Consider the following 22,286-nt stretch of genomic DNA (forward strand, 5'->3'; position numbering starts at 1 on the left):
TGCTCACTCGATCGACGCCCTGCGCAATGCGTCTCCCAACAGACCCAGCGCGGTAGCGAGATCGTGATCACTGCCGAAGCTGTGGCTCAAGCGCAAATGTTGCGTGTGCAATCCCTGAAGACTGAACAACTCTCCCGGCGCGATCACCACCTGATGCTTGAGCAGGCGCTGAAACACCTCACGCACATCGACCCGCGGCAATGTGCGCACCCAGACCGTTGCGCCACCTTCCGGCTCGACGATCTGCAATGTGTCACCCATCCGCTCGCACAGCAATTGGGTCATTTGCTCCTTGCTGTCTTTGAGCCTGCGCCGCAGCAATTGCAAGTGCTGGTCGATGCGTCCGTTGCTGTACAGCCGAGCAAGGGCTTTCTGGCGAATCGGTGAGAGGCGGAAGGCGCGCAGCAGAAAGTGCCGCTGCCATTCGACGGCCAAATGCCGCGAGAGCAAGTAACCGTAGGGCGCTTCCGGCCCGACGATTTTTTCGAACGTGGAGAACACGATCAGGCGTTCGGGTGCCAGCAGATCGCGAAACCGCAAGCCTTCGGACTCAAAAGCGAGTTCACCGTAACAGTCGTTTTCCAAGACCCAGCAGTCATGCCGTTGCAGCAACTGCGCAATGGCACGCCGGTTTTCCTCCGGTGCCTGACTGCCGCGAGGCATGTTCAGGCCGGATGAAACCATCACCAGGCGCACGGGCTCGGTTTCAAGCAAGTCCTTGAGGTGTTCGCGGTCAAGACTGCCATCGGCCCGGAGCGGCCATTCGATCAGCCGCACCCCCGCCGTCTGGAGCAGGCGCAATATCCCCCAGTCGCAAGGTGACTCGATCACCACTGTGGCGTCCTTGAGGCCCAACACAGCGATCAGTATTTCCAGCACTCCACGAAGGTCCGCGCCAATGTACACATCATCGGCGTGCCAGCAACGTACCGGTGACGCGGTGTAGCGTGCGGCCAGCGCCATACGCAGTTCCAGCTCGCCACAAGGTTGCGAGTTCGGTTGCGGCTGGCGCGGATACTGGCGCAACAGTTCTCTTTCCAGCAGTAACAGCGGGCTGTCGATTGGCTGCAGCAATGCCGGGTCATCGCCACTCAGGACCAGCATCCCTGGGCGGCGAGCATTGACGTAAACGCTTTCGAGCAAATCGTTGCTGCTGTAGAGCGTGTTGATGGCCGGGGCTGGCGGCGCGTAATAGCCGGACTTGGCCACCGAATACACCCGCCCTTCTTTCTCCAGCAGCGAGTACGCGTATTGAATGGTCGAGATCGATACGTTCAGACGCTCGGCCAATTCACGCAACGAAGGCAAACGCATTCGCGTGTGGCTGACGGTTTCACCGATCAGTCCAGAGAGGTAACGGTAAACGGCCTGGTAGGCGAAATCCGTTTCGCGAGGACCTTTCATGGCAAGCATCCGCGCACGGTTAACGACCGGCTGACCATTCACTCGCCACCGAGATATCGTCATCCACCGCTTCGGTGCCCAGGTCCGGTTCGCCAGTTGCCGACTCCAGCGCCCTGCCCTGATCCATAGGCACAGGGCCGAGACTGTAGAGCTTGCCAATCAGACCGACCGGCAACCCACTGACGTCGACCATCCATTGAATGATCTGATCCGCAACCGGATGCCCCTGCATGGCCCGGTGCAAATCCGGCATGGCGACCAGCATGCCGGGATGGCATTGGCGCAGAAAGCGTTCAAGGTTCGCAGCATTGTCACTGAACGGCGCGAACAACAGGCATACCAGTTGAGCCTCGGTGAGGCCAAGACTGTGTTGCGCCTCGGTTGCCGTGCGTGTGCGCAATTGCGCCAGTGTCGCCGGGTTGCCAAACACCTCCTCTGCCAGTTCGCACAAGCGCTCCGGCAGTTGCTTGCGACGCATCATCACCAGGGCACGTTGCAGGTATTCGGTGACGCCCGCCTCGTAGCTGCGACCCTGCACGAAACAGGCTTGCAGTCCTCGCAAGTGTGCCGAAACCGAGAGGCTGACGTACTCGTTATCACTGAGCTGGGCGGCCAATTCATCTGCCTGGAATCCGAGAAACTCGGTAAGCAGTGGCCAGCGCTCTTCCAGGTTACTGACCAACATGTCGTGGATGTCGATCAGTGTCGAGCGACGACAGGTTTCGAACTGTTCGGCCGGGCGCCACGACGCCAGGCCATCCTCGGCGTAACACCGCCGGAAGTCTTCGCGCCCCAGTTCGTCCAGCAAGCTGAATAGCCCGGCGTAACCTGGCTCATGGCTATTCGAAGGCGCAAACCCAGCCTTGTCGGCCGCCCGCTTCAAACCCTCCATGAACTGCTTCTGCTGGCGCGGTGTATCACTGATGACCAAAGCATCGACGCCATGGTTCCAGCGCGCGATTTGCCCGTAGAACTCACCAGTGGCCAGGTAACCGTCATCCCACAGATGAAGCGGTCCGTCGCAATCCCGGCGATGGCCGAGCATCAGCAGGTTCGTCCGATTGGCTTCGCTGCCGGCCGGGGACATCGGTACTGCTGGGTCGAACGGCAGGACCTCCCGGTTATCGACCATCAGGACTTCAACCCGTGGGTCGTCATAGAGAAACAACGCGCTATAGGTGCGATGGATGTTTTCCAGCGCCGTCGGGTTGCTGCCGTTCAAACGCAAGGTCGCCACCCGCAGCTGGAACGTCGCCGGCGCGCGGCTGGCGATCGTCAGTTGTGCGGCGCGCAGCAGCGCCAGGGTGTAGCAACTGTCACGGGAGCCCGACTGGACCGCCAGCACCTTGTAATCGCCTATGCGCTCCATGCCTCCGGCTGCAACTCCCAGGCGCTGCATCAACAACTGCAATGCCGTGCGTTCGGCTCGGGAAAAGAAACCCACCAGTCGCTGCAGTATTTGTTGATAGACGTAGTTCATCGCTTGGTCATGGATGTTGGTCATCTTAATTTACCTGATGCTTATAAGCTTGATATTGCGCAAACAACTGCACGCACAGCGCAGGGAATGGCCTGAACAAGATTCGAAGTTGAGCGTTATTGCCAAATGCTAGCACTTAAGTTTTCAAGCCAGCATTTCTGGCGACTGGGCAGCGCCGCAAGTGCCGCGCGCTTGGCGCAGGCTGGAAGCCCCGTGCTGAAGGGGTTGCTGCGGGTTGCTCTCGACATCCTAGGAAATGTCCGACAACGTCCCACAGACGTTTAATACATAAAATAAAGAAAGAACTAGCGCACGACAATTCGGCAGCCGTGTAAGAACGCGCTACTTCTTGAATATATGTCCCCGCAGCGCATCGAAAAGTATCGACCTGATACCCGTCCATGACTCATTCCTTGAGATGAAAGTAATCATCCAATTATCAGGGCTTAGTTGCTGATTAGAAGCTACAGATCGAGAGCAAAAACCAGTTCAGTTGCTGAACTGTCCCATCGACGGTTCGAGGGGATGTCTCGTGTAGGAAAGTGCTGAATCGAGTAGGAGGCGGATTCACATCCGCCGTCCTCTCACACCACCGTACGTACGGTTCCGTATACGGCGGTTCAGGTTTAGCGGTTAAGCCGGGTTATCGTATCCAGTATCGAGACCAGCCCGAGTCGATCCCATAGTTTCTTCGGCAGCGCCTGATTCATATGGGGGGCTCCGGAGTTCCACCAAGGGCCTCGACCATTGAATGCCGAGTTACAAGCACGCGCCTCGTTGAGTCCCAAGCGCATCAAGTTGCGGGCCCTCGTAGAGGGCTGCTTCCATTGGCGCCAGATGATACAGCGAAGTTTATGTCGCACCCACCCATCCAGTGTCTCAAGTGCCCGCTTGCTCTGACTTAGCTTGAAATAGCCTGCCCAACCGCGCAGTACGGGGTTTATCCGTTCGATGACGTTCGCCATCTTGCGGCTCCGCGTTGCACGCAGCAGGCTTCTAAGTCGGTCGCGTAGGCGATTCAGACTCATCGTCGCCACTCTCAGTCTCGGCTGTTGATGCCAGCTCATCCCGTAGCCCAGGTAATCACACATCCACGACCCGGCTACTCGGCTCTTTTCCCGGTTCAGCGTCAGTTTCGGGCGCTGTCTCAGGAAGCGCTCAACGCCAGCCATCACTCGTTCGCCTGCCCGTTGGCTGCGCACATAGATGTTCGCATCATCGGCATAACGCACAAAGCGATGCCCCCGCCGTTCCAGCTCGCGGTCGAGTTCGTTGAGCAGGATGTTCGACAGCAACGGCGAGAGCGGCCCGCCTTGCGGCGCCCCTTCCTGTCGTCGGCTGACGAGTCCACCCGACATCGTTCCCGCTTCGAGATAGCGACGGATCAGCGTGAGCACACGCTTGTCTTCGATTTGGCGCTCGATGCAGACCATCAAGACATCGTGGTTGATCCGATCAAAGAACTTCTCCAGATCGAGTTCCACGCACCAGCGGTGACCCACTGCCACATGGCCGCGAGCGGTTTCAATGGCTTGATGAGCGCTTCTGCCCGGACGAAAACCGTAGCTATAGTCCGAGAACAGAGGATCGAAGATCGGCGTGAGCTGTTGCAGCAAAGCTTGTTGGATCAGGCGATCCACAACGCTGGGAATGCCCAGTTGTCGGGTGCCGCCTTGGGGTTTGGGAATCTCGACGGCGCGTACACCTTGCGGGTAGTACTCGCCGGCCAGCAACCGAGTCTTGAAGATCGGCCAATACTGTTTCACGTAGCCTGCCAACTGCTCGACCGTCATGCCATCGGCACCCGGCGCGCCCTTGTTGCTGACTACGCGTTGATACGCACGCCTGAGGTTGGCGGATGCAAGCACTCGCTCCATCAACGTGTCCGGCTCCGCTTTCGTCCACGTCACAGACGCCGTCGATACCTGTGCGCTGTCAGCCGTCATCCTCGGATTCTGTCCGGGACTCGGAGTAACAGTCTTCTCTGGGAGAAATTTCTGCATTTCGGTATTCAACGAGACTGTGACGCCTACTGGCGGCATAACCTGTTCGGCCCTTGGTGGCGTGGTTTTTTCCGCCACTTACTACGGCCTCGGCTGACTTCTGCAGGTTCATCCCGTCGCCTCTCGACGCTCGGTAGCACAGTGGCAAACCTGCAGATCTCCCAGGGTAATTCGCGCGACCTTCCTGCTTATGCCTGTCGGATCTACGTCACAGCGTTCCGTGCAAGTATCGGGCTTTGAAGATGCTTGCCTTCTTACCCCGCTGCGCCGCCTCTATCCGCTTCCTGTTCGTCAGGCCAGCATTTTGCCTCGGGCTTCCTTCAGATTCGCAGTCACCCGCGACACCCTTGCCTCTGGCTAACACTTCCCCTTGCCGGGTGTGTAGAGGACTTTCACCTCCAAGTCACCAGCGAGGCCACCACAGCCAAGCTGGTTGCGCTTACGCGCAACGCGCCATGCCTGGCGCACAAGCAAAAGAGTCCGTGTGGTACGGACTCTTTGAGCTGGGTTACGCCGGTTCGACCTGCAGGGCGACCCTTTCGCGGCATGGGCATTCGTCCATGTAGCGGTGGGCTTCGACAAACTCGGTAAACGGAAAGACCCGAGTCTTGAGCGGCAGGAGCACGCGGTCAGCGGTCAGCTGGTTGATGTCGCGCAAGGCACGCTGCAGGGCAACCTGGTCCTGGATGATGCCCAGTTCCGGCTTGCCAGTGAAGTTACCGATGCAGTGCACGAAGAACTGAATGTTCTTCTGGAACGCTGCGCAGGCCGGGAATGGCGTCTGGTTGCCGCCTTGCAGGCCGTACAGGACCAGGCTGCCACGCGGTGCCAGCACGTCGCCCAACAGCGACATCTGTGGGCCGCCCAGACCATCGAACACTACGTCCACGCCGCGATTGTCGGTGATTTTGTTGATCCGCATCAGCAGATCTTCTTCCTCGGTGACAATCACTTTCTCGGCACCCAGCGACAGCAGGTACTCACGTTCGTCCGCTGACTTGGTCGCGGCAATCACCCGTACACCCAAGGCCTTGCCCAGTTGCACAAACGATGGGCCGGCGCAGTGGCTGGCGTCAGTGACCAGGGCAAATTGCCCGGGTTTGACCCGTGCCAGATCGGCATAGCCGAAATAAGCGATCAACAGCGGCGTGTAATGCACGCTGGCCTCAATCGGGTTGAGCACATCCGGGTAACGGGTCAGCGACGAGCGCGGCAGCACAATCAACTCACCATAAACCGGATAATCGTTCGGGCTTTGAGCCGGGAAACTGGCGACTTTGTCGCCTACTGCCAAGTCATCGATACCGTCGCCAACCGCCATAACGATACCAGCCATCTCCTGGCCAAGGCCCGATGGCAGTTTAGCGTGGGACGACGCCAGGTTTTGACGCCAGAGCGTGTCGTACCAGCTGATGCCAATGGCTTCGACGCGCACCTGCACTTCACCCGGTGCAGGCAGAGCGGCCGCATGCTCTTCGCATTTGAGCACCTCGGCTGGACCAAACTTGTGAAAACGGATCGTGCGGGACATCGCAAACCTCGCCAAATGAACCTCTAATGCCATGAACTCTAGCTGGGCTTTCAACCCAACACTATCAGCGGCTATTAATAGTCGACATGCCTGTCATTGATTCCGCATCAGCGGCAACATCGTCAAATGTCGTAAGAAACCGAAGCATCCTTTGTAGGAAAACTGAATTACTCGGTGCAGAGTACCAGCCTTTCCTCGTAATATTCCTGCTGGCCATTGTTCTCATATGGCCGCTCACGTCAAGTTTGCTGACTCTGCCAGGACTCCAGATGAATCGTAATGACCTGCGGCGTGTCGACCTGAACCTGTTGATCGTATTCGAAACCTTGATGCACGAACGTAGTGTGACCCGCGCTGCCGAGAAGCTGTTCCTCGGCCAGCCGGCCATCAGCGCGGCGCTATCGCGGCTGCGCGGGTTGTTCGATGATCCACTGTTTGTGCGCACCGGCCGCAGCATGGAGCCGTCGGCGCGAGCCGTGGAAATCTTCGCCCTGCTCTCCCCGGCGCTGGATTCCATTTCCACCGCCGTCAGTCGGGCGGCCGAATTCGACCCGGCCACCAGCACCGCGGTGTTCCGGATCGGGCTGTCGGACGATGTCGAATTTGCCCTGCTGCCCATGCTGCTCAAGCGCCTGCGCGCCGAATCCCCGGGAATCGTGCTGGTGGTGCGACGGGTCAACTACATCCTGATGCCGGGATTGCTGGCATCCGGCGAAATCTCCATCGGCGTCAGTTACACCACCGACCTGCCGGCGAATGCCAAGCGCAAAGTCTTGCGCCGCAGCTCGCCGAAGCTGTTGCGCGCCGACACCGTGCCAGGGCCATTGAGCCTGGATGACTTCTGCGCACGTCCCCACGCGCTGGTGTCGTTCGCTGGCGACCTGAGCGGCTTTATAGATGAAGAATTGGAAAAGCTCGGACGCAAGCGGCATGTGGTGCTCGCCGTACCGCAGTTCAACGGACTGAGCACGCTGCTGAGCGGGACCGACATCGTCGCCACCGTGCCGGACTACACGGCCGACGCGCTGACGGCGGCTGGCGGGGTGCGGGCTGAAGATCCACCGATGCCGGTTCAAAGCTTCGAATTGCACATGGCGTGGCGTGGGTCGCAGGATAATGATCCGGGTGAGCGCTGGTTGCGGTCGCGGATTCAGATGTTTTTCGGGGATCCGGACAGTCTGGCCTGATCCGGATTGTGCGTTGAGGCTGATGGCCCTATCGCTAGCAGGCTAGCTGCTCCCACATTGGATCTGTGGCGTTCACAAATCTCTTGTGGGAGCTAGCCTGCTGGCGATGGACGCACCCCGGTCTCAAACCTTATTAATGCTTTTTCAGCAACACAGAATTGCCATCGACCCAATTGATAGCCCGCTAACCAAAGGTGCATGCTAGAGGGCTGAATCGGGTCTTATATCATTCCGAATGATAGTTACCTTCGCCTCATTCGATTCGTGCGATACCAACCCGCCGAGCATCATTCGCCAATCTCAACACATTGGCGGATGCATCCATGGAACAGTCACTCAAACATTTGCGCTTCCCGTTGGCCATGCTGGCCGTACTGGTGATGAGCGCCTGCGGCAAAGCGCCGGAAACTGCCGCCACGATGCCAGCGGCGAAAGTCAGCGTGGCCAAGGTGCTGGAGCAACCGGTCAACGAGTGGGACGAATTCACCGGGCGCCTTGAAGCGCCGGAAACCGTAGAAATTCGTCCAAGGGTCTCCGGCCAGATCGACGAAGTGGCCTTCACCGAAGGCGCACTGGTCAAGAAAGGCGACCTGCTGTTCCAGATCGACCCGCGTCCGTTCCAGGCTGAGGTCCGCCGCCTCGAAGCGCTGGTGGCCCAGGCTCGCGCCAATGCCACCCGCAGCGAAAACGAAGCCCAGCGCGGTGAGCGTCTGCGCACCAGCAACGCGATTTCTGCCGAATTGGCCGACTCGCGCACCAGCGCCGCCCAGGAAGCCCGCGCCGCCGTCGGCGCCCTGCAAGCGCAACTGGACCTGGCCAAGTTGAACCTGAGTTTTACCCGCGTCACCGCGCCAATCAGCGGCCGCGTCAGCCGCGCGGAAATCACCGCCGGCAACCTGGTCACCGCCGACACCACCCCGCTGACCAGCGTGGTCTCCACCGACAAGGTCTACGCCTACTTCGACGCTGACGAGCGTGTGTTCCTCAAGTACACCCAGCTCGCTCGCCAAGGCAAACGCGGCGCCACCACCCCGGTTTACATGGGTCTGTCCAACGAAGACGGCAACCCGCACCAGGGCGTGATGAACTTCGTCGACAACCAGGTCAACCCGAAGACCGGCACCATCCGTGGTCGCGCGGTGTTCGACAACAGCGACGGCAGCTATACCCCGGGCCTGTATGCACGCCTGAAACTGGTGGGCAGCGGCACTTATAACGCCATGCTGATCAACGACGAAGCGGTTGGCACTGACCTCGGCAAGAAGTTCGTATTGGTGATGGATGCCGAGAACAACACCGCTTACCGCGCGGTCGAGCTGGGTCCGAAAATCGAAGGTCTGCGCATCGTGCGCAACGGCCTGAACAAGGACGACACCATCATCGTCAAGGGTCTGCAACGGGTGCGTCCAGGTTCGCCAGTCAGCCCTGAAGTGATCCCGATGGCCAGCGAACAAACCCTCGCGGCCCTTGCACAACAACGACAAGCGCTGGAAGCCAGCAACCTGCCCCAAGTCGCGCCTGCCAAGGTCGCACCGGGTACGGCTGTGAAACTGGCTGCAGCGACCCCACGCGGTTAAGGGATAACGACTCCGATGAATTTTTCCCAGTTCTTCATTTCACGGCCGATCTTCGCAGCGGTGCTGTCGCTGTTGATCCTGATCGCCGGCGCGATCTCGCTGTTCCAGTTGCCGATCAGCGAATACCCGGAAGTGGTGCCGCCGACCGTTGTGGTCCGCGCCAACTTCCCGGGTGCCAACCCTAAAGTCATCGGTGAAACCGTAGCCGCTCCGCTGGAGCAAGCGATCACCGGCGTCGAGAACATGCTGTACATGTCCTCGCAGTCGACCGCTGACGGCAAGATCACCCTGACCATCACCTTCGCGCTGGGCACTGACCTGGACAACGCGCAGGTACAGGTGCAGAACCGCGTGACCCGGACCGAGCCGAAACTTCCCGAGGAAGTGACGCGCATCGGTATCACCGTGGACAAGGCATCGCCCGACCTGACGATGGTTGTGCACTTGACCTCGCCGGACAAACGCTACGACATGCTCTATCTGTCCAACTACGCGATCCTGAACATCAAGGATGAGCTGGCGCGGCTGGGTGGTGTTGGTGACGTGCAACTGTTCGGCATGGGCGATTACTCGTTGCGTGTATGGCTCGACCCGAACAAGACCGCTTCGCGCAACCTGACCGCCACCGATGTGGTCACCGCCATTCGTGAGCAGAACCGCCAGGTGGCTGCCGGTGCCTTGGGCGCCCCGCCTGCCCCGAATGCGCAAAGCTTCCAGTTGTCGGTCAACACGCAGGGCCGTCTGGTCAATGAGGAAGAGTTCGAGAACATCATCATTCGCTCCGGCGACAACGGTGAAATCACTCGCCTCAAGGACATCGCTCGCGTTGAGCTGGGCTCCAGCCAATACGCCCTGCGTTCCCTGCTGAACAACCAACCGGCCGTAGCGATCCCGATCTTCCAGCGCCCGGGTTCCAACGCCATCGAGATCTCCAACGAAGTACGGTCGAAAATGGCCGAGCTAAAGAAGAGCTTCCCCGAAGGCATGGACTTCAGCATCGTCTATGACCCGACGATCTTCGTGCGCGGCTCCATCGAGGCGGTGGTTCACACCCTCTTCGAAGCGCTGATTCTTGTGGTGCTGGTGGTAATCCTGTTCCTGCAAACCTGGCGCGCCTCGATCATTCCGTTGGTGGCGGTGCCGGTATCGTTGATCGGTACGTTTGCGGTGATGCACCTGTTCGGCTTCTCGTTGAACGCCCTGTCGCTGTTCGGCCTGGTACTGGCGATCGGTATCGTGGTCGACGATGCGATCGTGGTGGTAGAGAACGTCGAGCGGAACATCGAACTCGGACTGACCCCGGTCGAAGCGACCAAAAAAGCCATGGGCGAAGTAACCGGCCCGATCATCGCCACGGCGCTGGTGCTGTGTGCGGTTTTCGTACCGGCAGCGTTCATCTCCGGTCTGACGGGCCAGTTCTACAAGCAGTTCGCCTTGACCATTGCGATTTCGACGGTGATCTCGGCCTTCAACTCGCTGACCCTGTCGCCAGCACTGGCGGCGGTATTGCTCAAGGGCCACGACGCGCCGAAGGATCGTTTCTCCAGGATTCTGGACAAGATGTTTGGCGGCTGGCTGTTCCGTCCGTTCAACCGCTTCTTTGAGAAAGCCAGCCACGGTTATGTCGGTACCGTTGCCCGTGTGATTCGCTCAAGCGGTATCGCCCTGCTGCTGTACGCCGGCCTGATGGTCCTGACCTTCTTCGGTTTCTCCAGCACCCCGACCGGTTTCGTACCCGGCCAGGATAAGCAATATCTGGTGGCCTTCGCGCAATTGCCGGACGCCGCGAGCCTGGACCGTACCGAAGACGTGATCAAACGCATGTCCGACCTCGCCCTGAAACAGCCTGGCGTGGAAAGTGCGGTGGCCTTCCCTGGCCTGTCGATCAACGGTTTCACCAACAGCCCGAACGCTGGCATCGTGTTCGTGACCCTGAAACCGTTCGACGAGCGTAAAGACCCGAGCATGTCCGCCGGTGCAATTGCCGGTGCCCTGAACGGCCAGTTCGCCGGGATTCAGGAAGCCTACATGGCGATCTTCCCACCGCCGCCGGTACAAGGTCTGGGCACCATTGGTGGTTTCCGCCTGCAAATCGAAGACCGGGGCAACCTGGGCTACGAAGAGCTGTACAAAGAAACCATGAACATCATCAACAAAAGCCACAACGTACCGGAACTGGCGGGCCTCTTCACCAGCTACACCGTGAACGTGCCGCAGGTCGATGCCGCTATCGATCGTGAAAAAGCCAAGACCCACGGCGTGGCCGTCAGCGACATCTTCGACACCCTGCAGATTTACCTGGGTTCGCTGTATGCCAACGACTTCAACCGCTTCGGTCGTACCTATCAGGTCAACGTTCAGGCCGAGCAACAGTTCCGCCTCGAATCCGACCAGATCGGCCAGCTGAAAGTGCGCAACAACAAGGGCGAGATGATTCCGCTGGCGACCTTCATCAAGGTCAGCGATACCTCGGGCCCGGACCGCGTGATGCACTACAACGGCTTCATCACCGCTGAAATCAACGGTGCGGCAGCCCCCGGTTACAGTTCCGGCCAAGCCGAAAAAGCCATCGAGAAACTGCTCAAGGAAGAACTTCCGAACGGCATGACCTACGAGTGGACCGACCTGACTTACCAGCAGATTCTGTCCGGCAACACCGCGCTGTTCGTGTTCCCGCTCTGCGTATTGCTGGCGTTCCTGGTGCTCGCCGCTCAATACGAAAGCTGGAGCCTGCCACTGGCGGTGATCCTGATCGTACCGATGACCTTGCTGTCGGCCATTACCGGCGTGATTGCCTCCGGTGGCGACAACAACATCTTCACCCAGATCGGTTTGATCGTACTGGTGGGGCTCGCCTGTAAGAACGCGATTCTGATCGTCGAGTTTGCCAAGGATAAACAGCTGGAAGGCATGAACCCGCTGGCTGCGGTGTTGGAAGCCTGCCGTCTGCGTCTGCGGCCGATCCTGATGACCTCCTTCGCGTTCATCATGGGTGTTGTGCCACTGGTGTTCTCCAGCGGTGCCGGTGCCGAGATGCGGCATGCGATGGGTGTGGCGGTGTTCTCCGGGATGCTCGGGGTGACCTTCTTCGGTCTGCTGCTGACGCCAGTGTTCTACGTACTGATCCGTAACTTTGTCGAGCGCAGCGAGAAGCGCAAAGCTGCCAAGGCCTTCGTGAAGCTGGAGTCGCATTGATGAGTTTGAAAGCCTTCCTGCCGAGCCTGCTGGTACTGGCGCTGAGCGCCTGTGCCGTCGGCCCGGACTACAAAACCGAAGCCCTTGAACCGGCCAATATCACCACTGCCACCGATGGTGCGGCCGGTCAGAAGAACTTTGACCGCTCGCGTTTCGAAGGCATCTGGTGGCAGCAATTCGAAGACCCAACCCTCAACCAGTTGGTGACCGAGTCGCTCAAGGGTAACCGTGATTTGCGTGTCGCCTTCGCCCGCTGGAAAGCGGCACGGGCGATCCGCGATGACGTCAGCAATGACGCCATGCCAACCATCACCAGCCGGGTCAGCAGTGATTTGGGCAAGGGCCAGATTCCCGGCCAGACCACCGACCGGGTCAATAGCGAACGCTACGACCTGGGATTGGACATGGCCTGGGAGATCGACCTGTTTGGCCGCATCCAGCGCAATCTGGAATCGGCAAACGCCGAGCAACAAGCGATCGAGGCTGACCTGTACCAACTGCAAGTCACCATGATTGCCGAATTGGTGGACGCCTACGGACAATTGCGTGGTGCACAACTGCGCGAAAAAATCGCCCTGGCCAACCTGAACAACCAGCAAGAGTCGCGCAAAATCACCATCAGCCTGCGTGATGCCGGCGTTGGCGATCAGCTCGACGTGGAACGGGCCGATGCGCGTCTGGCCTCGGTCGAAGCCAGCGTGCCGCAATTGCAGGCCGAGCAGGTTCGGCAGAAAAACCGCATCGCCACGTTGCTGGGTGAGCGTCCGGACAAGTTGACCGTGGACCTGAGCCCGAAAGACTTGCCGGCGATTGCCAAGGCCCTGCCGATTGGTAATCCGGGTGAATTGCTGCAACGTCGTCCGGACATCCTCAGCGCCGAACGCAAACTGGCCTCAGCCACGGCGCGGATTGGCGTGGCCAAGGCGGATCTGTTCCCGCGCGTCAGCCTCAGCGGCTTCCTCGGCTTCACCGCCGGGCGTGGTTCGCAGATTGGTTCGTCAGCAGCGAATGCCTGGGCGCTCGGCCCGAGCATTACCTGGGCAGCCTTTGATTTAGGCAGTGTGCGTGCCCGTTTGCGTGGCGCCGATGCCGATGCCGAAGGCGCCCTCGCGACCTACGAGCAGCAAGTGTTGCTGGCCCTGGAAGAATCGGAAAACGCCTTCAGTGACTACGGCAAACGCCAGCAGCGACTGATTTCGCTGATTCGTCAAAGTGAGTCGAGCCGCTCCGCTGCCGACCTCGCCGAGATTCGCTACCGCGAAGGCACTGCCGATTTCCTGGTGTTACTGGATGCGCAGCGTGAACGTCTGGCGGCCGAAGATACGCAGGCCCAGGCCGAAGTCGATCTGTATCGCGGCATCGTCGCAATCTACAAGGCCCTCGGTGGTGGCTGGCAGCCGGAGACAGTCGCCAGCAAGTAATACGGTTTTCTAAAGAGCTCCTTTGGTTGGCCGCAACCAACCAATTTTTTTGCCCCGCGTATCATTCGGTCGCGGGGCTTTTTTTCGCCCACGAAAACACCCAAATCCCCTGTAGGAGCGAGCCTGCTCGCGAAGGTCGTCAACGATGAGACGGAACGCCTGAATAAACGCGGTGCCCTTGAGTTTTTCGCGAGCAGGCTCGCTCCTACAGGGGTTAGCGGTGGTCTTTAGAATTGTGGGTTTCCTGCACGGTCACCGTCGCCGTCGTCCCCGCCCGTAATGTGTCCTTACCCGCATAATCCTCATCGATCTTGATCCGAACCGGCACCCGCTGCGCCAGTTTGACCCAGGTGTAGCTGGGGTTGATGTTGGCCAGCAAACGCCCGCCCGGCAGGTTTTCCCGGTCGGCGATGGCGAAGGCGATGCTTTGCACAGTGCCGCCAAAACGCTCGCCACTCATCAACTCGATGTCGACGCGGTCGCCCTCACCGATTCGCGGCAATTTGGTTTCTTCGAAGTAGCCGCTGACATAAAACGAATCGCTGTCCACCAACGCCACCAGTGGACCACCCGCCGTTGCGTAGTCACCCTGGCGGGTCAGCAGGTTGGTGACGTAGCCAGAGACCGGCGATACGACGTGCGTACGCTGCAAGTCGAGCTCAGACTGGGTCAATGCCGCCACGGCCAACTGCACGTTGGCCTGGGCCAACACCAAATTTGCCTGATTACGCAGTAAATCGGCCTGGGCGACCGATACATCGGTGTTGGCTTTTTCCCACTCTTCGCCGGAAATCGCCGAACGTGCCTTCAGCGTGCGCCGACGTTGCTCCTCGCTCTGACGTTGTTTGAGCAAGGCTTCGCTGGCGGTGATGGTCGCCTGAGCCTGCCCGAGCGAGGCTTTCGCCACCTCGACGGCACGTTTGGAATGCTCCACCGCCAGCGTGTAACGCGCCGGATCGATCTCCAGCAGCGCGTCGCCTTTGTTCACATGTTGATTGTCCTGCACGGCCAGGCTGACGATTCTTCCCGAAACATCGGCGGACAAAGTCACCACATCGGCACGCACCCGTGCATCCCGAGTCCAGGGCGCGCGGGTGTAATGCTCCCAGGCAAACCAGCCGAGCACAAAAGCCAGCAGGACCACAGCCAATGTCGAGAGGTGGGCGAGGATCTTCTTCAAGGCATCAGGCTCCCATCAGCAGAATCAGCGTTGCGCACACGCAGGCGTACAGCGCGCCTTCGAACAAGGCTTCATGCCAGACAAATCGCAGCACACCAAGGCGCCGCAGGGTCCAGTCCAGCACCAGGAAAATCGGCAGGCCCAGCAACAGTGCCTGGGCAATCGGCGGCAGGTAGACACCGCCTATTTCCAGATCAATGGGCAAGTGTGGGTTCTCCTTGGGATTCTGCGGTTTCAAAGTAGCGGCGGTGCCGCCCCAGAAATGACACCACGATCAGCAACGCCACGCGCATGCGAAACACTGACCACAGGTGTTCATGGACGCTGGAATGCAGCGTGTCGAGTTCATCGCCCAGGGTATGCAGGTTCTCAAGCACCCGATCGACCTCGATATTCGGCCGACCGGCGACCAGTCGCCCGGTTTCCCTGACAGTGGTAGCCAATCGTTGTTGCGTTGGTTCGCTCAACAGCACATTGCCCTGCGCCTGCTGCCTGAGCTGGTTCAAGGCGATGCCCAGCGCCATGCAGCCGAGGCTGACTTCGAACAGGTCGCGCGCGGTTTTGTCCTGGATGGCGGGCAACAGGCCGAGCATCATGGTCAGGCGATCGACCATGCGACTCTCGAAAGCAAACTGGTTGTCGTCGGTGGGCGGGGTTTTCAGCAAGGCGTTGACCTGCTCGCAGTTCTCCTGATGCAGGCGACGGATGCGCAGCACCGGCCTGAACGGGAAGATCAACGCGTAGACGCTCAACGCCAGCGTGGCGGCGCAAACATAGGCGCCGGCAAATTCGAACCACTGGATCGCGGTGTTCTGCCCCAATCCGGCATTTTGCGGCCCCAATAACAAAAACGTGGTCAACCCCAGACCGATCCCCGTCCCCGTAGTCGCTGGGGTGGACAACCCCACCGCGACGGCATACAGCAAAGGCACCAGTAACAGAGCCAGCATCTCGAAACTGCTGATCATCGGCACCAGCGCAAATTGCAACACCGCCGACACCACCAGCGCCAATCCCAGTCCGCGGGCATAGCTTTGGACAGCCAACAATGGCCGGGGAAACGTCGCCATCAGCGAGCAAAGAATCCCGGTCACCACCATCCCGCCACGGGCGCCATCCCAACCGGTTTCGATCCAGATCAGGCCGGCCACCATCAATGCGCAGTACGCACGGATGGCGTTCATCGTTGCCAGGGTGAAATCCAGGTGCAGCGGGTTGGCCTGGCCGCGATACACACTGCTGGCCCCGCGACCGCTCTGGATCACATCACTCAACTCCAGAATCGTCTCAAGCTGCTGCAGCATGCGCGCCTGTTCCCAGCGCAACGACCAGGACAGCGAGCGCAAGGTCGCCTTCAGCGGCTCGGTCAGTTGCTCCGAACGGTAAGCCAGTGCATCGAAACGCTGCTGCAACAGCGAAAACTGCCGTCGCTGCTCGGCCGGTAGCGCACGTCCCTGGCGGGCCAGTTCATCGAGAAAGACCAGTTCTTCGCTGAGCAACTGCCGAATCTCTTCGGGGAAATCGCCTTCCCAGCGCGCCAGTAGCAGTTCACGTTGATGGCGCAATGCAGTGAGTCGGGCCGTCAGCAGTACCAGTTGATTACCGAGCAATTGCACCAGATCATCGGCGCTGCGCAAACGTGGCGCGTCGTAATACAGGTGCCGTCGTACCCCTTCCAGTGCGCTGATCTGCCCCAGCAACTGCATTTGCCGACGATGGAAGTCTTCTTCGCTCTCCTCGGTACGAATGACGGCGCTGGCATGGGTCGCCAGCAGTTTGATTATTTGATCGATCCGCGCGAAGTAATCCTTGGCCACAGCCTCCGGTCGAGCCGTCAACAGGCTGACGACGCAGACGCAGGCCACTGCCAGCAACGTCTCGGTGACACGGGTCACGGCCAGCAAAAAGGTGCCGTCCGGGTCCGGCACCGCCAGCAGCCCCACCACCACCGCCGTATAACCGCTGAGCACGAACGCCTGGGAACTGGTGTAGCGCAACAAGGTGCCTCCGGCGGTGCACAGCGCCAACCACAGAGACAACGTAATCAGGAACGGCACCGGCGCCTGAGGAAAAATCGCCATAATCATCACCGCCACCGCCGCGCCCACGGTGGTGCCGATGACCTGGCCGAAACTGCGGGCCAGCACCATTCCGGCCAAGGGCTGGCTGATGATGACCACGGCCATGATCGACCATTTGGGTTGCTCAAGATCGAACACAAAGGCCAGGTACAGCGTCAGCAGCCCGGCCGCAATGGTGCGCAAGGCAAACAGCAACACCCCGGGGCCGGGGCTGATGATCGCCTTGAAGTATTGCAGCAACGCTTGCATGGGACTGCTCATGGAGAGGGCTTTCAGCAAGCGTAGTCACAGCTTTGAGGTCCCGACAGGTTTCACATCCCGCCAGTCAACGTTTGACTCACAGCCCTGCCTGACCGAAGCTGACAACTTTGCCTAAGCGTTCCTGCTCCCGGATTCTGCATGCCCAAGTCCCGCCGCAACCTGCTCATCAGCCTGTCTATCCTGTTTGCCATCGGCCTTGCGTGGGCGTTCCTGCGCAGCACGACCCCCATCGTGCCCGAGGCGATCAAGCGCGGTTACAGTGAAGCGCTGACGGCTGCACGCAACGGGCAGCCGGGGGCCGCGCGGGTGCTTTACCAACAATTGGCACGCCCGGATATTTCGCCCAAGCGTCGCGTCTGGCTGCATGCAGAATTACCCAACTACCCCAGTTCCGTCGCCCTGAAACTGGCAGATACCGACTTGCAGCATGAGTCGCCCGATGTGCGTATTGCCGCGATTAAAAGTATCAGCGGCCTGGTGCCCAGCGGTCAGCGCAGCCTGTTGCTGGGTCCGTTGCTCGATGACGGCGATCAGAGCGTTCGCTTTGCTGCGGTCAACGCATTGCTGGGGTTGTCGCAGGATGATCTTGGCTTGTATTTCGGGTCACTGGAACAGGCCATCGACGCCTGGCAACAAACGCTCAAGAGTGAGCCGCAGAGTGCGGAAAACCAGTATCAACTGGCTCGGTTGTACCTGCACAATGCTGAATACAAAGAGGCCCAGCAGGCTCTGGAAACCACCTTGCGCCTAGCCCCGGACAACCTGCCCGCGCTGGTGATGCAGATCGAAGTGCTGGACAAACTCGGCCAGAACGACGCTGCCCGCCAACTGTTGGCCAAACAACTCAAGGCGCAACCCGACTCAGCCTATTTGCAACATGCCCTGGGACTCTGGTTGCTGCATCACGGCCAGAGCGAATTCGCCTTGCTGGGCCTTTCGAAAGCCGTAGAGCTGGAGCCGGACAACAAGGATTACCGCTATGACCTGGCAACCACGCTGCATGGCGAGCAGGAACTGGAAGCGGCGCAGAAACAGTTGCAGGACATCGTCCAGCGCCACCCGAACGATCGCCGGGCGCGGGTGCTGTTGATCAATTACTGGAAGGAAAGCGGCCAATTGCAGAACGTGCAGATTCTGTTGGCTCAACTCGAACAGCTCAATCCTGACGACCCGGCTATCCAGCAAGGGCTTTGATATCCGGCACAAATTTCGTTGAACCGTCGTCTCGGCCAAAGGTCAAGTGAAACAGGCAGCCCATAGTGGCACTCGTGTCAGCTGCCTTGTTCCCCTTAGTCAAGAGAGGGCATTTTTTGTCTACATCCAACGAGTTGATCAGCGCAAAAGCCGCCACCGGCATCGAGGGTCTCGATGACATTCTCAGTGGCGGATTGTCCCGCGGGCATGTGTTTTTGCTCGAAGGTGAGCCCGGCACCGGCAAGACCACCGTCGCCCTGCACTTTCTGTTGGCCGGTGCCAGAGCCGGCGAACGCTCGTTGTACATCACCCTGTCCGAAACCGAGCGCGAGTTGCGCCAGGGGGCACGCTCCCACGGCTGGGAACTGGACGACAACGTCTATATCTTCGAGCTGACGCCGCCGGAAAACCTGCTCAATGCCGAGCATCAGCAATCGCTGCTGTACTCCTCGGACCTTGAACTGGGTGAAGCCACCCGGCAGATCTTCGAAGTGGTCGAACGGCTCAAGCCGACCCGCGTCGTGCTCGACAGCCTGTCCGAGATCCGCTTGCTGGCGCAAAGCTCCCTGCGTTATCGCCGGCAGATCCTCGCGATCAAGCATTACTTCGTACGCTACGACGCCACCGTGGTGCTGCTCGACGACCTGACCACCGAATCCCTCGACAAAACCGTGCACAGCGTGGCCCACGGGGTGATTCGCCTGGAAGAACTGACCCCCAACTACGGCGCCGAACGGCGGCGTATCCGCGTGGTGAAGTATCGCGGGCAGAAGTACCGTGGCGGCTTCCATGACTTCACCATCATGGGTGATGGCGTGCATGTGTTTCCACGCCTGGTGGCCGCCGAGCATCGCGGCGCTTACCTGCGTCAACAGCTGACCAGCGGCATCAAGGAAATGGACGCCCTGCTCGGCGGCGGCATCGAAACCGGCTCCAGCACATTGATACTGGGCCCGGCCGGCACCGGCAAATCCCTGATCGCGATGATCTTCGCTGCGGCGGCCGTGACCCGGGGTGAGAAAGCCGCGTTATTTATCTTCGATGAAGAGCTCGGTTTGCTGTTCGAACGCATGAAGAACATGGGCATCGACCTCCAGGCGCTGCAAGACACCGGCAACCTGTTGATCGAGCAAGTGGACGCGGCCGAATTGTCCCCCGGCGAGTTTTCCCACCGCGTGCGACGCGCCGTCGATGAAGGCGAGATCAAAACCGTGGTGATCGACAGCATCAACGGCTATCAGGCAGCGATGCCCGAAGAAAACGCCCTGGTCTTGCACATGCACGAGTTGCTGCTGTACCTGAACCGCAAGGGCGCTGCGACCTTCATGACCGTTGCCCAGCATGGCCTGGTCGGCGACATGCAGGCGCCAGTCGATATCACCTATCTGGCGGACGCGGTGATTCTGCTGCGCTACTTCGAAGCGCTGGGCAAAGTACGCCGGGCGATTTCGATCATCAAGAAACGTACCGGCAGCCATGAGTCGACCATTCGTGAATACCGCATCAGCTCCAGCGGCTTGACCATCGGTGAACCGCTGGAAGCGTTCCAGGGCGTGTTGCGCGGGGTGCCGACTTACCTGGGTGCGAGCATTCCCTTGCTCGGGGATGAAGCGCCGTGATGCCTCAGCCAGCAACGTCCGAGCGCGCGATCATACTCGCGCCGCTGGGACGTGACAGTCAGATTGCGCTGATGCTGCTCAAGGAGGCAGGTTTCGATGGGGTGATCAGTGCTGATCTGATTGGGTTGTGCACGGAACTGGAACAAGGCGCGGGTTTGCTGCTGATTTCCTCTGAAGCCTTGCTGGGCGCCGATCTCCAGCCGCTTTTACAGTTGATCGAGCAACAGCCGGCCTGGTCGGATTTGCCGATTGTCTTACTGACCCATCACGGCGGCCCGGAGCAAAACCCCGCCTCGCGGTTCGGACCGCAACTGGGCAACGTCACATTCCTCGAACGGCCTTTTCATCCTGAGACCTTGGTCAGCCTGGTGACGACCGCCCTGCGTGGCCGACGACGACAGTATGAAGCCAGGGACCGGCTGGTGGACTTGAGTCAAAGTGAATTGCGCCTGCAAAACACCCTGGAAACCCTTGAACAACAGGTTGAAGAGCGCACCGCTCAACTGCGCCATAACGAGGAAGTACTGCGCCAGTCGCAGAAAATGGAAGCGGTCGGCCAACTCACCGGCGGTATCGCCCACGACTTCAACAACATGCTGACCGGGATCATCGGCAGTCTGGAGCTGCTGCGTCGGCGCTTGAGCCGTGGCCGCACCGAAGATCTGGACAGCCTGATCGATCTGGGAGTGACGTCCGCCAACCGTGCCGCCGGCCTGACTCACCGGCTATTGGCGTTTTCCCGTCGCCAGTCGCTGGATTCCAAACCCGTGGAAATGAACACCCTGGTGGTGTCCATGGGTGAACTGCTACAACGCAGCATCAACGAAAGCATTCGCCTGGACATGCAGTTGAGCGAGCAACTGTGGGTGGCCGAGGCCGATCCCAATCAACTGGAAAGCGCCCTGCTCAACCTGGTCATCAACGCCCGCGACGCCATGCCCGGTGGCGGAAGACTGGTGGTGCAAACCTCAAACCGCCATCTGAACGCCGATTTCACCGAAGCCCACAGCAACCTCGAACCGGGGGATTACGTGGTGCTCAGCGTCAGCGACACTGGCTGCGGCATGCCGCAAAGCATCATCAACCGCGTGTTCGATCCGTTCTTCACCACCAAGCCGATCGGTCAGGGCACCGGCCTTGGCTTGTCGATGATTTATGGTTTCAGCAAACAATCGAGGGGCCACGTGGCGATTCAAAGCAAAGAAGGTGAAGGCACGACCGTGAACCTGTTCTTGCCGCGCTTCGGCGGCGAGGCACCGCAGGAGAATCCGGTCGACAGCCAGCACCCACTCTTCGCGCAAAACGGTGAAACGGTGCTGATCGTCGAGGATGATCCGGCGGTGCGGGTATTGGTCAGTACCGTACTCAGCGAGTTGGGATACGCTTTCGTCGAGGCCGGCGATGCGGACGGCGCGATGCCAATTCTCGACTCGGGGCAGCGTATTGATTTGATGATCAGCGATGTCGGGTTGCCCGGCATGAATGGCCGGCAACTGGCGGAAATTGGCCGGCAGTACCGGCCTGAGCTCAAGGTCTTGTTCATCACCGGTTACGCCGAGCATGCGGCGGTGCGCGGCGGCTTCCTCGACCCCGGCATGCAGATGATCACCAAGCCGTTCACCTTCGACCTCTTGACGGCGAAGGTGCGGGAGATGATCAGTGCCTGACCTGTGCAGGCGCTGCCGAACGCTGCGATCTTTTGATCTTGATCGTTAAAAGATCGCCGCCTTCGGCAGCGCCTACAGGGAATCAGGAAAGCATCTCTTCCATGATTTCCGCCAACACATCCAGGTCGAACGGTTTTTCCAGGATCGGTGCCTTGCGGGTGATCGGGCTACCGGTCTCACGGATTTCCTGCGGGTAGCCGCTGATGAAAATCACTTTCAAGTCTGGTCGCAGTTTCACTGCCGGTTCGGCGATCTGCACACCGGAGATACCGCCCGGCAGCCGGAAGTCAGTAATCAACATGTCCAGATGCGGTTTGCTCGACAGGATATCGAAGGCCTGCTCGCCGTTTTCCGCCTGTAATACGCGATACCCCTGCCCCGACAGGTAATCCGTCAGCACCATCAGGATAACCGGTTCGTCCTCGACAACGAGGACTACGTCTTGTGCATCTTCACTCATGGGAAGCCTTTGTTCGGTCTTTAGCT

At 59.7% G+C, this 22,286-nt stretch carries 15 protein-coding genes; 7 read left to right on the plus strand and 8 right to left on the minus strand.

The genetic code is table 11. The features are described from left to right. Positions 1 to 3: 3 nt before the first annotated feature. The 4 genes from ACNYC6_RS00810 to ACNYC6_RS00825 all read right to left on the minus strand — a co-directional run bounded on the left by ACNYC6_RS00810 (position 4) and on the right by ACNYC6_RS00825 (position 6,418). Complete coding sequence (locus tag ACNYC6_RS00810) at positions 4 to 1,404, minus strand: PLP-dependent aminotransferase family protein (RefSeq protein ID WP_419710635.1); 1,401 nt, start codon at positions 1,402 to 1,404, stop codon at positions 4 to 6. A gap of 19 nt (positions 1,405 to 1,423) precedes the next feature. Further along, complete coding sequence (locus ACNYC6_RS00815; RefSeq protein ID WP_419710636.1) at positions 1,424 to 2,908, minus strand: hypothetical protein; 1,485 nt, start codon at positions 2,906 to 2,908, stop codon at positions 1,424 to 1,426. A gap of 602 nt (positions 2,909 to 3,510) precedes the next feature. Next, positions 3,511 to 4,926 (minus strand): group II intron reverse transcriptase/maturase, encoded by a 1,416-nt coding sequence (ltrA, locus tag ACNYC6_RS00820; RefSeq protein WP_419713048.1) that lies wholly within the window; start codon positions 4,924 to 4,926, stop codon positions 3,511 to 3,513. A gap of 469 nt (positions 4,927 to 5,395) precedes the next feature. Next, positions 5,396 to 6,418, minus strand: a complete 1,023-nt coding sequence (locus tag ACNYC6_RS00825) for a zinc-dependent alcohol dehydrogenase family protein (protein ID WP_419710637.1) — start codon at positions 6,416 to 6,418, stop codon at positions 5,396 to 5,398. Positions 6,419 to 6,687: 269 nt separating this feature from the next. Between ACNYC6_RS00825 and ACNYC6_RS00830 the strand changes: the two genes are divergently transcribed. From ACNYC6_RS00830 to ACNYC6_RS00845, 4 genes are all read left to right on the plus strand, one after another. Continuing rightward, positions 6,688 to 7,605: a LysR family transcriptional regulator gene (locus ACNYC6_RS00830; protein WP_095194224.1), complete on the plus strand. Its 918-nt coding sequence runs from the start codon at positions 6,688 to 6,690 to the stop codon at positions 7,603 to 7,605. Between the two features lie 323 nt (positions 7,606 to 7,928). Further along, positions 7,929 to 9,182 carry a multidrug efflux RND transporter periplasmic adaptor subunit MexE gene (gene mexE / locus ACNYC6_RS00835; RefSeq protein ID WP_419710638.1) on the plus strand — a complete coding sequence of 418 codons (1,254 nt, stop codon included), beginning with the start codon at positions 7,929 to 7,931 and terminating at the stop codon, positions 9,180 to 9,182. A gap of 15 nt (positions 9,183 to 9,197) precedes the next feature. Next, on the plus strand, positions 9,198 to 12,377 hold the full coding sequence (locus tag ACNYC6_RS00840) for an efflux RND transporter permease subunit (protein WP_419710639.1): 3,180 nt from the start codon (positions 9,198 to 9,200) through the stop codon (positions 12,375 to 12,377). Next, positions 12,377 to 13,798, plus strand: coding sequence for an efflux transporter outer membrane subunit (locus tag ACNYC6_RS00845; RefSeq protein ID WP_419710640.1), 1,422 nt, complete (start codon positions 12,377 to 12,379; stop codon positions 13,796 to 13,798). The genes ACNYC6_RS00840 and ACNYC6_RS00845 overlap by 1 nt, the downstream gene beginning before the upstream one ends. A gap of 214 nt (positions 13,799 to 14,012) precedes the next feature. Here ACNYC6_RS00845 and ACNYC6_RS00850 read toward each other — a convergent pair whose 3' ends face one another. The 3 genes from ACNYC6_RS00850 to ACNYC6_RS00860 are packed head-to-tail and all read right to left on the minus strand — an operon-like array spanning position 14,013 to position 17,320. Beyond that, on the minus strand, positions 14,013 to 14,978 hold the full coding sequence (locus tag ACNYC6_RS00850; RefSeq protein WP_419710641.1) for a biotin/lipoyl-binding protein: 966 nt from the start codon (positions 14,976 to 14,978) through the stop codon (positions 14,013 to 14,015). 4 nt (positions 14,979 to 14,982) lie between these two features. Next, positions 14,983 to 15,183, minus strand: coding sequence for a DUF1656 domain-containing protein (locus ACNYC6_RS00855; RefSeq protein WP_416126919.1), 201 nt, complete (start codon positions 15,181 to 15,183; stop codon positions 14,983 to 14,985). Next, positions 15,173 to 17,320, minus strand: coding sequence for an FUSC family protein (locus tag ACNYC6_RS00860; protein WP_419710642.1), 2,148 nt, complete (start codon positions 17,318 to 17,320; stop codon positions 15,173 to 15,175). The genes ACNYC6_RS00855 and ACNYC6_RS00860 overlap by 11 nt, the downstream gene beginning before the upstream one ends. Before the next feature lie 138 nt (positions 17,321 to 17,458). On the opposite strand from ACNYC6_RS00860, the gene ACNYC6_RS00865 reads away from it, so the two are divergent. The 3 genes from ACNYC6_RS00865 to ACNYC6_RS00875 all read left to right on the plus strand — a co-directional run bounded on the left by ACNYC6_RS00865 (position 17,459) and on the right by ACNYC6_RS00875 (position 21,800). After that, positions 17,459 to 18,514 (plus strand): tetratricopeptide repeat protein, encoded by a 1,056-nt coding sequence (locus tag ACNYC6_RS00865; RefSeq protein ID WP_419710643.1) that lies wholly within the window; start codon positions 17,459 to 17,461, stop codon positions 18,512 to 18,514. 116 nt (positions 18,515 to 18,630) lie between these two features. Then, on the plus strand, positions 18,631 to 20,133 hold the full coding sequence (locus tag ACNYC6_RS00870) for an ATPase domain-containing protein (protein ID WP_419710644.1): 1,503 nt from the start codon (positions 18,631 to 18,633) through the stop codon (positions 20,131 to 20,133). Beyond that, a complete protein-coding gene (locus tag ACNYC6_RS00875) occupies positions 20,133 to 21,800 on the plus strand; it encodes a response regulator (protein ID WP_419710645.1) in 1,668 nt (555 codons plus the stop codon). Before ACNYC6_RS00870 ends, ACNYC6_RS00875 begins: the two co-directional genes overlap by 1 nt. Positions 21,801 to 21,882: 82 nt before the next feature. Here ACNYC6_RS00875 and ACNYC6_RS00880 read toward each other — a convergent pair whose 3' ends face one another. Further along, positions 21,883 to 22,260 carry a response regulator gene (locus ACNYC6_RS00880; protein WP_419710646.1) on the minus strand — a complete coding sequence of 126 codons (378 nt, stop codon included), beginning with the start codon at positions 22,258 to 22,260 and terminating at the stop codon, positions 21,883 to 21,885. Positions 22,261 to 22,286 lie beyond the last annotated feature (26 nt).

This window comes from Pseudomonas sp. NFX224, from assembly GCF_048565165.1.
Lineage (GTDB): Bacteria > Pseudomonadota > Gammaproteobacteria > Pseudomonadales > Pseudomonadaceae > Aquipseudomonas.